We start from the raw sequence: 11,798 nt of genomic DNA, 5'->3' as shown, positions 1-11,798 counted from the left end.
TATTCACATTCCAGCCCGTCAGGCTGCGTTCAGATGGCGTTCACGTCGAATCACTTCACTGGCGAGGCGGATATAGGCCTGGCTGCCGGCACAGCGATGATCGTAGATCAGCACGGGCTTACCATGGCTGGGCGCTTCCGAAATCCGCACATTCCGGGGAATGACGGTCCGATATACTTTGTCACCGAGAAAATCGCGCACATCCTGCGCCACTTGCAGGGAGAGATTATTCCGCTTGTCGAACATGGTCAAGACAACGCCCTGGATTTCCAGTGCCGGATTAAGGGTCAATCGCACTCTTTCAATCGTCTTAATCAGCATGCTGAGCCCTTCGAGCGCGAAAAACTCGCATTGCAGCGGTACAACAACCGCATGTACCGCCACCATGGCATTGAGGGTCAGGAGGTTCAGTGACGGCGGGCAGTCGATCAGGATATAATCATAGTCGCCGCGCACTTCCGAGACCGCATCATAAAGACGGTGACTGCGACGTGGCAGCTCAATCAGTTCCAATTCTGCCCCGGATAGGTCCGCCGTGGACGGCACCAGGTCGAGTTGGGGAATATTTGTCTTGTGTATCGCCGTCTGAATGGGCGTTGTCCCCATCAGGACACCATAAACATTATGTTCGCGGTCTTCGCGGCCGATACCAAAACCGGTACTGGCGTTTCCTTGCGGATCAATATCCACAATCAGGACCCTCTGACCGACCGCCGCCAAGGCAGTTGCCAGGTTGATGGTTGTCGTGGTTTTACCGACACCGCCTTTTTGGTTGGCTATGGCCAGAATACGCGCCGTTGCCGATTTTCGAAGACTTGCAACATCCTTACTCATGATTTTCTGCCTCTCCTGACGATGATCGGCGGCGTAATCCCGTGATTTTAAGGATGCAGCCGTCTTCACTTGTTAAACTACAGCGTTTTTCGACGTCCATAATCCAACATTTAGAGGCTTTGGTCAATTCCTCATCTACATCTTGTCCCTTTAAAAACAGAATTTCTGTCGCGTCATGGGCAAAGGGCGCCGCGAGGTCAAGCAGTTTGTCGAGGGGGGCCAGGGCTCGGGCAGAGATAATATCAGCAGAAAACGGGGTAATTTCCTCGATCCTCCCCCGGTGAAGAGTAAGATTGGCGGATGTTTCACGTGAAACATTACTCATGAAAAGGCATTTACGCTGGTCACTTTCAAGGGCGTGAACATCGAATTCACTGCAAATCGCGACCACCAAGGCGGGAAACCCTGCCCCACTCCCAAGGTCGATCCAACTTCCGTTTGCTCGATCCACATGGGAAAGTAACTGGAAGCTATCCAGCATATGCCGGCGCCAGAGATCCTTCAGGGTAGACTTGCCGACAAGGTTGATGGCTTTTTGCCACTTTTTAAGAAGCTCCGCATAAACCGTAAGACGGTCCAATGTTTCACGTGAAACATTGGTGGCCGCCTGGAACCCCTCCGGGCCGAGAGGAGAAGGTACATCAGCCATGCTGGCGATGCGCGCCGCGCTTTACATGGGACAACAACGCCGTCAGCGCCGCGGGTGTTACCCCGGAAATTCGGGCGGCCTGCCCCAGTGTCGTGGGTCGGACATCAATAAGTTTTTGCCGTACTTCGTTCGACAGACCGGCAACCTGCTCAAAGCGAAGGGTTTCTGGCAGCTGTAGGGCCTCGTCTTTGCGGAAATCCTGAATATCGGATTTCTGGCGTTCCAGATATCCGCTGTACTGAGCATCAATGGCAAGTTGTTCCAGAATATCAGCCTTTATTTCCTTTACCTCCGGCCAGATACGGGCAATGTCCCCTAAATCAATATCCGGATGGGCAAGCAGACTGGCCGCCGTCCGGCGAACGCCGTCCTGATTGACGTTAAGTCCATGACGGCGGGCCTCATTTGGCGTTAGATTGAGGGTTCCGAAAAGCAACCGGGCCTTTTCCAGGTCTTTCAGCTTTTCCGTAAACTGCAATCCACGGCCAGTTCCCACACAGCCGATTTCCATCCCGAGCCCCGTCAGGCGCTGATCTGCATTGTCAGCACGAAGTATCAGGCGATATTCTGCGCGAGAGGTAAACATACGATAGGGTTCTTTTGTCCCCCGCGTTACCAGGTCGTCAATCATTACCCCTATATAGGCATCCGCGCGATCAAGAATGATATCATCCCCGCCCCCGGCATTCCGCGCAGCATTCAAACCGGCCATCAGGCCTTGGGCCGCCGCTTCCTCATAGCCTGTCGTCCCGTTAATCTGCCCGGCAAGATAAAGATTCTTGAGCTTACGCGTCTCTAAAGTGGGTTTTAGCTCCCGCGGATCAACAAAATCATATTCTATGGCGTAGCCCGCGCGGAACCATTCGACCTTTTCTAGTCCGGGAATGGAGCGCAGGAACGCCATCTGGACGTCTTCCGGCAAGGAAGTGGAAATTCCATTCGGATAGATCGTATCGTCATCAAGCCCTTCCGGCTCCAGAAAAATCTGGTGGCTTGTTTTATCCGCGAAACGAACAACCTTATCCTCGATAGAGGGGCAATATCGAGGCCCCGTCCCTTCAATCTGTCCCGAATACATCGGGGCCCGATGCAAATTATCCCGGATAATACGATGGGTTTCCTCGCTGGTGCCGGTAATATGGCAATTTACCTGCGGGGTCGAAATCTCCGTCGTCAGGAAAGAGAACGGTACCGGTACTTCGTCTCCCGGCTGTTCTTCAAGAATGGACCAGTTAATGGTTTTTCTGTCCAGACGTGCAGGCGTCCCGGTTTTCAACCGACCCAACTCAAATCCGGCCCGTTCCAAAGTAACGGAGAGGCCATTGGACGGCGCGTCACCAATCCGGCCTGCCGGAATCTTCTTCTCGCCCATATGAATAAGTCCACGCAGGAAGGTCCCCGTGGTCAGAATTACTTTTCCGGCGGGAATTTCCTCACCGTCGCCGGTGATTACGCCCCTCACAACGCCGTCCCGAACAATCAGGTCCTCGACAGCGGCGGCACGAATGTCAAGATTATCCTGGGACGCAAGCGCCGCCTGCATGGCCTGCCGATAGAGTTTCCGGTCGGACTGTGCGCGTGGTCCCCGCACTGCGGGCCCTTTTCGGCGGTTCAAAAGACGGAACTGGATGCCCGCAGCATCGGCAACGCGTCCCATCACCCCGTCAAGCGCATCAATTTCCCGAACCAAATGGCCCTTGCCCAATCCCCCAATCGCGGGATTACAGGACATTTCGCCAATGGTTTCCAGTTTATGGGTAATCAGGAGGGTCGCTGCCCCAAGGCGCGCAGAAGCCGCCGCGGCCTCGCAGCCCGCGTGTCCCCCGCCAATGACAATTACATCATATCCGCTCATGACCAAACCCTTATAAATAGGATGCCTTACATATAGAGAGTCACGGTTTTTGACAAGCCGGGAAAAGGGACTTCTTTGAATGTTTCACGTGAAACACTGATTTCCATCTTCCCAAGAGATGTTTCACGTGAAACATCTGCCCGCCGCCCTATTTTCCAATACAAAAATCACCGAAAATAACGTCAAGAATATCCTCCACATCAACACGGCCGGTAATCCGCCCAAGAGACCGGACAGCGAGTCGCGCGTCTTCCGCCGCGAGTTCGGGCTCCCGCGCCGCCTCAAATCGTTGAAGCGCGGCTACACATTCCTCCAGCGCCTGCCGATGTCGCAACCGGGTAAGTGCGGGCGCGCCTGAAAGATCAAGCCGGCGGGTCACATCCGCCTCAAGGGCCGTCATCAAACCATCAACACCAAGACCGGTTTTCACGGACAGCGAAAATATCCGGGACTTTGCGTTTTCCTTTATCCCGATCGTAGCGAGATCGGACTTGTTGACAAGACGGTAATCACTTTCCTCAAAAAGGTCGGCAAACTCGGACGGAATATCAGGCGCATCGGCGGTTGTCATGAAAAGCCGGATATCCGCCTTTTTCGCCCGATCCCGTGCCCGACGGACGCCCTCACGCTCAATTACGTTCTCGGAGTCCCGTAATCCAGCCGTATCCACGATAGTTACAGGATACCCCGCAAGGTCCATCGGTACCTCAATGATATCCCGGGTCGTCCCCGCCTCATCGGAAACAATCGCCGCCTCCCGTCTTGCAAGTGCGTTCAGAAGGCTTGATTTTCCCACATTCGGCTGCCCCAGGATCACCACATCCAGACCATCGCGGATTTTCTCTCCCCTGTGACCATCGGCAAGATGACTTTCAATCTCTCCCCGCAATGCCGCAATCTTCGGCGCGATGGCCGCCGCAACACCATCGGGCAGATCCTCGTCCGGAAAGTCGATATCCGCCTCCAGATGCGCGAGGGAGGAAATCAGCTGTTCCCGCCAACCGTCATATAGCCGCCCCAGTTCTCCCTGCATCTGACGAAGGGCCTGACGGGCCTGTGCCTCCGTCTCCGCATTCACGAGATCACCAAGCCCTTCTGCTTCTGTCAGGTCCATTTTCCCGTGCTCAAACGCCCGCCGGGTAAACTCACCCGGATCCGCCGGGCGAAAAGCGGGAAAAGCCGCCAGTTCAGCAAACAATGCCGCCAGAATAGCGGGCCCGCCATGCAGATGCAGCTCCACCACATCTTCTCCCGTAAAGCTTTTTGGGCCTGGAAAAGATATAGCAAGTGATTGATCTATAAGTGATTTATCTTTTGACCGATATAGCGGTCGCAGAACTGCCCGGCGCGCTTCCGGCCTGGATTGTCCGCTCAGCTCCTCTAAAGCCGCCATGGCGCCGGGGCCGGAAATCCGCACGACAGCCACGCCCGCGCGACCTCGCCCGCTTGCCAGTGCGAAGATGGTTTCGGAAAAATTCATTGCTGTATATCGCCAGGAATACCGCGCCTATTTCCCCTCGTTTTCGCCCTTGTTGAACTGGGACCAAAACATCTTCTGCATCTGCTCGAACCCCTGAATACCGGCAGGTAGCCAGGTTTTCATCATATTCTCGGGATCAAGATTGGCGATATTCTCAAGCATTTTCGCCTGCAACTCCTTCATCACGGCTTCCTGCATTTTTTCAACTTCGGGGAGCCCGAGAAAAGTTCTTGCTTCCTGTGGTGTACAGTCAATATCAACAGTAATCTTCATGAACGGGGCACTCCTCATTGATCCGGCGGCGGTTGCTCTGCTACAACATAGCACGTCAGCCTCCTATATACCGAATTTAGGGGCCAAGAACAGGGTAATAGATGAAAAATTTACTGAAGCTCGAAACCAGCCCTTACCTTCTTCAACATCAGGACAACCCGGTCCACTGGCAACCCTGGAGCGCGGAAACCCTTGCACTTGCCAGAAAAGAAGGCAAGCCAATCCTGCTCAGCGTGGGTTATGCAGCCTGTCACTGGTGCCATGTAATGGCGCATGAAAGCTTCGAGAATGAGGAAACCGCTGCGCTGATGAACGATCTCTTCATCAATATCAAGGTCGATCGGGAAGAACGACCGGATATTGACCAGATCTATCAGAGTGCCCTCGCCCTTCTCGGGGAACAGGGCGGCTGGCCGCTGACCATGTTCCTGAATTCAAGCGGGGAACCCTTCTGGGGCGGCACCTATTTTCCGCCGGAGAATTCTTACGGGCGGCCCGGGTTTCGCAATGTGCTGCGGACGGTGTCAGAAATATTCAAGAATGAACCCGAAAAAGTCACAAAGAACCGCGATGCGCTGAAATCCGCGCTTAAAAGCCTGAATGCAACACAGGAAGGCGACCGACCGAAACTCACTCTAGAGGTCCTGGAGCGAATTGCCGCGCGCTATGCGGAGGAGGCAGACCCGGTTCATGGGGGGATCGGCTCAGCCCCAAAATTCCCGCAGACCTACGTTTTGGAGAATATTTGGCGCAGTTACCTTCGCACAGGCAATGCCGCCCTCTCCGAAGTCGTCATCAAGGCCCTTACCGGCATGTCTCAGGGCGGGATATATGATCATCTTGGCGGCGGCTTTGCGCGTTATTCCACCGATGCGGAATGGCTTGCGCCGCATTTCGAGAAAATGCTCTACGATAATGCGCAAATTCTCGACCTAATGTTAATGGTACATAACGAAACGAAATCAGAACTGTTCGAGGAACGTATACAGGAAACGGTCGGCTGGCTTCTCCGCGAGATGGTCACGGAGGAGGGAGGTTTTGCGGCGACAATCGATGCGGATTCCGAGGGCGTTGAAGGCAAGTTCTATACCTGGTCCAAGACGGAGATTGACGAAATCCTCGGCGAACATGCCCCGCATTTTAACGAGATTTACGGTATCCTGCCGGAAGGGAATTGGGAAAATACCAATATAATCAATCGGCTAAAATATCCTGATCGACTCGACATCCAGGCCGAGGCCGACTTGGCGCCATGGCGCCAGGCATTGTTTGATCATCGGGAAAACCGCATTCGCCCCGGACTTGACGACAAGGTCCTCACCGACTGGAACGGATTGATGATCAGCACCCTCGCTCGCGCCGGACAATATTTCGAGGAGGTCCACTGGATCGACGCAGCCGAACGGGCCTTCGTCGCCATTACCACCCATTCCATGGAACAAAATGGCCGTCTTTTCCACAGCTATCGATTGGGACGGGCATTACATACGGGCCTGCTCGATGATTACGCCAATATGGCCCGCGCGGCCCTTGTTCTTCATGAAGTGACAGGCAAGGCATTTTACCTGGAACGGGCGGAACAATGGGTCGCAATCCTGAACACGCATTTCTGGGACGACAATGGCGGCGGCTATTTCTACACCGCCGATGATGCGGAAGCCCTGATCGTTCGCAGCAAGAACGCCCATGACAATGCTGTTCCGTCGGGCAACGGAACCATGCTGGAAGTTCTGGCGAAGCTGCATCTGCTCACGGGCGCACGGGATCCGTTCGAGAAGGCAACCAACCTGCTACGCTGCTTCTCGTCCGAACTTGCCCGGAATTTCTTCCCCCTCGCGACGCTCCTCAACAATTTCGAAACCCTCGTCAATGCCCGGCAGGTGATCATCATCGGCAACCGAAGTGATGCGGAAGTCATTGACCTGATTAATGTTTTAAAGGATATCAGCCTGCCGTCAAAAGTCGTGAACATTTTGGAAGATACCGACTCCCTTCCCTTCGACCATCCGGCAAAGGGAAAGAAAAAGCTGGAAGGCAAGCCGACCGCTTATCTGTGCACCGGGCCGACCTGTTCGCCGCCCGCCAATTCAGTTGCCGCCTTTGCTACCCTGCTTAAGGAGACAACCGCCCATGGCCCAGCTTAGCCTGCACAGCCCCGTCGGCGATCTCACGGTCACCGAGGAGGAAGGGAAAATCATCTCTCTCGATTGGGGATGGGTCCCATCAGAGTGGCAACGTACAACACCGCTTCTGGAACGGGCTGTAGACCAGCTCAATCGTTATTTTGATGGAGAAATCGGCGATTTCGATCTGCCGCTCGATCCACCGGGAACCGAATTTCAGAAAAAGGTCTGGGCGGAAATGCTCAAAATCCCGGCGGGGAAAACTAAAAGCTATGGGGATATCGCAAAAATCCTCGGATCCGCTGCGCAACCCGTGGGCACGGCCTGTGGGGCAAACCCGATCCCAATCATCATTCCCTGTCACCGTATCCTGGCGGCGGGCGGTAAAATGGGTGGCTATTCCGGCGATGGGGGCTTGGATACAAAGATAGCCCTGCTCCGGCTAGAAAATGCCTTGCCAAATGAGCAACAATCGCTTGATATATAAGGATGTTTCACGGGCGCAATTAAGAAGGACAATAAAATGGTAAAAGCAATCGTACAATATGAACATGGCGGCCCCGAAACCATGAAATGGGAAGATGTGACGGTCGGGAAGCCGGGCCCCGGAGAGGCCCGCGTGCGCCATACAGCTGTCGGCCTTAATTACATCGATGTCTATTTCCGCACCGGCCTTTATCCTGCCCCCCTCCCGATAACCACGGGAATGGAGGCCGCCGGCGTTATTGAGGAATTGGGCGAGGGCGTCACCGGCTTCAAGGTTGGCGATCGCGTGGCCTATGCGGGGCGGCCCATCGGCGCCTATTCAGAGGCCCGGGTCATGCCGATTGATAACCTGATTACCCTGCCTGACAGCATTGATGACCAGACCGCGGCGGCCATGATGCTGCAGGGGATGACCACGGAATATCTGTTGCAACGAACGTTTCACGTGAAACAAGGCGATACCATCCTGTTTCATGCCGCTGCGGGTGGTGTGGGCCTGTTCGCCTGTCAATGGGCGAAACATATCGGCGCAACCATTATCGGTACCGTCGGGTCGGAAGAAAAGGCGGAACTGGCCAAAGCCCATGGCTGCACCCATACAATCCTCTATCGGGAGGAGGATTTTCAGAAAAAAGTCATGGAAATCACCGACGGCAAGGGGGTTCCGGTGGTATATGACTCCATCGGCAAGGATACCTTCGAAAAATCCCTTGATTGTCTTTCCCCGCGCGGTCTGATGGTCTCCTTCGGGAATTCTTCCGGGCCGGTCACGGGTGTCGATCTCGCCATTCTCGGCGCAAAAGGCTCCCTCTATGTTACCCGACCGTCCCTGATGGCCTATAACGCAACCCGGCCGGCGCTTGAAAAATCCGCAGCCGACATGATGGCACTGGTCGGCAGTGGTGCCATCAAGGTCAATATCGGCCAGACCTATCCCCTCTCTGAGGCCCGCAAGGCCCATGAGGACCTGGAAGGACGCAAGACCACCGGTTCGACAGTCTTCACCGTCTAACTTCCTCTTCTTACCAATAAAAAAGGCGCCCGATTGAGGCGCCTTTTTTAGTGTAATACTTTGACTTAATTACGTATTCATGGATTCGAAGAAATCGTCATTGGTCTTGCTTGATTTAAGTTTATCGAGCAGGAACTCCATGGCATCGGTGGTGCCCATCGGGTTGAGAATACGGCGCAGCACCCACATTTTCTGCAAGGTGGCCTTGTCGACCAGCAGTTCTTCTTTCCGGGTGCCGGACTTGGTGATGTCGATGGCCGGGAAAACGCGCTTGTCGGAGAGTTTACGATCAAGGATGATTTCCGAATTGCCGGTGCCCTTGAATTCTTCAAAAATCACTTCGTCCATACGGGAGCCGGTTTCGATCAGGGCGGTGGCGACGATGGTCAGCGATCCCCCCTCCTCGATATTCCGGGCGGCACCGAAGAACCGTTTCGGCCGCTGCAGGGCGTTGGCGTCCACACCACCAGTCAAAACCTTGCCGCTTGACGGCACGACCGTGTTATAGGCGCGGGCCAGACGGGTAATACTGTCGAGCAGGATGACCACGTCGCGTTTGTGCTCTACCAGGCGTTTCGCCTTCTCAATCACCATTTCGGCGACCTGAACGTGACGCGCGGCCGGTTCATCGAAGGTGGAACTCACAACTTCCCCATTTACCGAACGCTTCATGTCCGTCACTTCCTCGGGCCGTTCGTCGATAAGAAGAACGATGAGGTAGACTTCCGGGTTATTGGTGGTGATGGAATTGGCGATGTTCTGCAAGAGGACGGTCTTACCGGTCCGGGGCGGCGCAACAATTAGTGCGCGCTGGCCCTTGCCCTGTGGTGACACAAGATCAATCACGCGGGCAGAATTGATATTATGGGCTGTTGGATCGGGGGTTTCCAGCTTGATGCGCTCATCTGGATAAAGCGGGGTGAGGTTGTCGAAATTGATCTTGTGGCGGGCTTTTTCAGGGTCTTCGAAATTGATCTTCTGCACTTTGAGAAGAGCGAAATATCGTTCCCCGTCCTTTGGACTGCGGATCTGCCCTTCCACCGTATCCCCGGTCCGAAGCGAGAAACGGCGGATCTGGCTGGGGCTGATATAGATATCATCCGGCCCGGCAAGATAGTTCGCATCGGGTGAGCGCAAGAATCCGAATCCATCCTGTAAAATTTCCAGTACGCCGCCACCGGTGATTTCGGCACCGTTTTCCGCCTCATATTTGAGGATGGCGAAAAGCTGTTCCTGCTTGCGCAAGGTGGACGCATTCTCGATTTCGCGCGTTTCCGCCAGTTCAAGGATTTCGGAGGGAGATTTTTTCTTAAGCTCTTGAAGATTCATGTATTTTTCTACGCTGTAATGAGGAAGGTAAGAGGGATTAACAGATCACTGTCGGACGGATATATCGAAAACCGTTAATGATGGGTCTTGTGAAAATTGCGAATATATTTTTGATGCAATGAGACCGTGGAGCAGAAATTGTCCAATGAAGTTACGCTTCTATTGCCAGCATTATGGGAATTAGTCAAATGAAATATGCGGACCGAAATGATTTTCAGAACGGTTTTACGACGACCAGAATAACAATTCCAATGACCAGAACAGTCGGTATCTCATTGACAAGCCTATAGAATTTCGCGGGCCGCTGATTTTTATCCGCGGCGAACTCTTTCCGCCATTTCGACAGATTGCCGTGAAATCCGGCCATCAGGAACACCAATGCCAGCTTCAACCAGATCCAGGGAGCGCCCCAGTCCACAATGCCCGGCGTCAGCAGAAGCAATCCGCCGAAAATAAAGGTCATGATCATGGCCGGATTGATAATTCCCCGCAATAGCCGCCGTTCCATGACCTTGAAGGTCTCCGACAGCTCGGATCCCGGGGCCGCATCCGCATGATAGACATAGAGCCGTGGCAGATAAAACATGCCCGCCATCCAGGCAATGACCGAGATGATATGCAGGGACTTCACCCAGGGATAAATATCGGCCAAAATGTTGTCCAAGGTCAGTCCCTCTTCCTAAATCATCAATCACAACTGATGTTTACGGGATATTGCGTCATGACGCCAGCATCAAACAATCTTTAAATCCCGAAGGGCATATCCGCCCGCCGTTCTCGCTTTGAATGGATTGGCCGGAAAGCTTCAAAACCATCGCCGCGAGACCGGCAATAAAATCTTCATGAACCCCGACCGTATTGACCCGAAGATATTCGTCAACACCCACTTTCTTTGCGAGCTTGGCATATTCGATATCGAGCTCCACCAGGGTTTCCGAATGCTCAGAAACGAAGGCGATGGGGACGATTACAAGGCTGATCCCCTCCTCCCCGGCGCGGTGAATTTCGGTTTCGGTCGAGGGTTCCAGCCATTTCATCGGCCCGACGCGGCTTTGATAGCAGACTTTCCAGTCAAGATTTTCAACACCAAGCTTATCAACAACTTTCTCCGCCGTCCGTTCCACCTGCCATTGATAGGGATCGCCGGCATCGACAATTTTCTGCGGCAATCCATGGGCGGAAAAGAGCAGCCGACACGGTTTTCCTTGCAGTTGCGCGAGTTTCGGTTCAATCAGCTCAGCATAGGCCGAAATCAATCCCGCCTCGGTCGGATAACAGCAGAACCCCGCCGTCGGTGCATTAAGCCCAACACCCCTTGCCGCGCACTGCCAATCCTTGAGGGAGGACGCGCTGGTGGTCGAGGAAAACTGCGGATAAAGCGGTAGCAGGATTACCTCATCAGGGTTCCAGTCCTTCACCTCACGCGCCACATCCGCTGCAAACGGGTGCCAGTAACGCATGCAGATAAAGGTTTTATGGAGATCATCCGCACCGTCATTGAGGCTGTGTTCCAGTGCCTTGGCCTGCGCCTTCGTTTGCGGCAGGATCGGGGAAGATCCTCCCAGAAATGCATAAATCTCCTGTGCAACCGGGGCTCGGCGGCGGGAAATCAGCTTCGCAACCAGCCAGCGTAAAGGCGTCGGCAGCCGGATGATGGCCGGATCATAAAACAGGTTGAACAGAAACGGCTCGACTGCCTCCGGAGCGTCCGGCCCGCCAAGGTTAAACAGCACAACAGCCTTTTTTGCCATGACTTT

At 54.2% G+C, this 11,798-nt stretch carries 11 protein-coding genes; 3 read left to right on the top strand and 8 right to left on the bottom strand.

Annotated features, from left to right (window positions below; genetic code table 11):
• Positions 1–18 precede the first annotated feature (18 nt).
• The 5 genes from J0X12_RS03975 to J0X12_RS03955 all read right to left on the bottom strand — a co-directional run bounded on the left by J0X12_RS03975 (position 19) and on the right by J0X12_RS03955 (position 5,091).
• On the bottom strand, positions 19–834 hold the full coding sequence (locus J0X12_RS03975; protein WP_207042470.1) for a ParA family protein: 816 nt from the start codon (positions 832–834) through the stop codon (positions 19–21).
• Positions 827–1,483, bottom strand: a complete 657-nt coding sequence (rsmG, locus tag J0X12_RS03970) for a 16S rRNA (guanine(527)-N(7))-methyltransferase RsmG (protein ID WP_207042469.1) — start codon at positions 1,481–1,483, stop codon at positions 827–829. The genes J0X12_RS03975 and rsmG overlap by 8 nt, the downstream gene beginning before the upstream one ends.
• Entirely contained in the window at positions 1,476–3,338 is a 1,863-nt protein-coding gene (gene mnmG / locus J0X12_RS03965) for a tRNA uridine-5-carboxymethylaminomethyl(34) synthesis enzyme MnmG (RefSeq protein ID WP_207042467.1), read from the bottom strand. Before mnmG ends, rsmG begins: the two co-directional genes overlap by 8 nt.
• A gap of 148 nt (positions 3,339–3,486) precedes the next feature.
• Positions 3,487–4,818, bottom strand: coding sequence for a tRNA uridine-5-carboxymethylaminomethyl(34) synthesis GTPase MnmE (gene mnmE / locus J0X12_RS03960; RefSeq protein WP_207042466.1), 1,332 nt, complete (start codon positions 4,816–4,818; stop codon positions 3,487–3,489).
• 27 nt (positions 4,819–4,845) lie between these two features.
• The gene (locus tag J0X12_RS03955) at positions 4,846–5,091 is read right to left on the bottom strand and encodes a DUF6489 family protein (RefSeq protein WP_207042462.1); all 246 of its coding nucleotides are present in this window, start codon (positions 5,089–5,091) and stop codon (positions 4,846–4,848) included.
• Positions 5,092–5,192: 101 nt separating this feature from the next.
• Here J0X12_RS03955 and J0X12_RS03950 point away from each other — a divergent pair, with 101 nt between their 5' ends.
• Genes J0X12_RS03950 through J0X12_RS03940 form a run of 3 tightly spaced genes read left to right on the top strand, consistent with a single transcriptional unit; the run spans position 5,193 to position 8,712 of the window.
• Positions 5,193–7,235, top strand: coding sequence for a thioredoxin domain-containing protein (locus tag J0X12_RS03950; RefSeq protein WP_207042461.1), 2,043 nt, complete (start codon positions 5,193–5,195; stop codon positions 7,233–7,235).
• Entirely contained in the window at positions 7,222–7,701 is a 480-nt protein-coding gene (locus J0X12_RS03945; protein WP_207042460.1) for a methylated-DNA--[protein]-cysteine S-methyltransferase, read from the top strand. Before J0X12_RS03950 ends, J0X12_RS03945 begins: the two co-directional genes overlap by 14 nt.
• Before the next feature lie 36 nt (positions 7,702–7,737).
• Positions 7,738–8,712: a quinone oxidoreductase family protein gene (locus J0X12_RS03940; protein WP_207042459.1), complete on the top strand. Its 975-nt coding sequence runs from the start codon at positions 7,738–7,740 to the stop codon at positions 8,710–8,712.
• A 69-nt stretch (positions 8,713–8,781) separates the two neighbouring features.
• Here J0X12_RS03940 and rho read toward each other — a convergent pair whose 3' ends face one another.
• The 3 genes from rho to hemH all read right to left on the bottom strand — a co-directional run bounded on the left by rho (position 8,782) and on the right by hemH (position 11,792).
• Positions 8,782–10,041 carry a transcription termination factor Rho gene (rho, locus tag J0X12_RS03935; protein ID WP_207042458.1) on the bottom strand — a complete coding sequence of 420 codons (1,260 nt, stop codon included), beginning with the start codon at positions 10,039–10,041 and terminating at the stop codon, positions 8,782–8,784.
• 214 nt (positions 10,042–10,255) lie between these two features.
• Entirely contained in the window at positions 10,256–10,705 is a 450-nt protein-coding gene (gene hemJ / locus J0X12_RS03930) for a protoporphyrinogen oxidase HemJ (RefSeq protein ID WP_207042457.1), read from the bottom strand.
• Between the two features lie 55 nt (positions 10,706–10,760).
• Positions 10,761–11,792 carry a ferrochelatase gene (gene hemH / locus J0X12_RS03925; RefSeq protein ID WP_207042456.1) on the bottom strand — a complete coding sequence of 344 codons (1,032 nt, stop codon included), beginning with the start codon at positions 11,790–11,792 and terminating at the stop codon, positions 10,761–10,763.
• Between the last annotated feature and the right edge of the window lie 6 nt (positions 11,793–11,798).

It is taken from the genome of Sneathiella sedimenti, from assembly GCF_017313765.1.
In the GTDB taxonomy this organism is placed as follows: domain Bacteria; phylum Pseudomonadota; class Alphaproteobacteria; order Sneathiellales; family Sneathiellaceae; genus Sneathiella; species Sneathiella sedimenti.
Note: the sequence above shows the minus strand (reverse complement) of the source record. Positions and strands in the feature narration are given on the sequence as shown.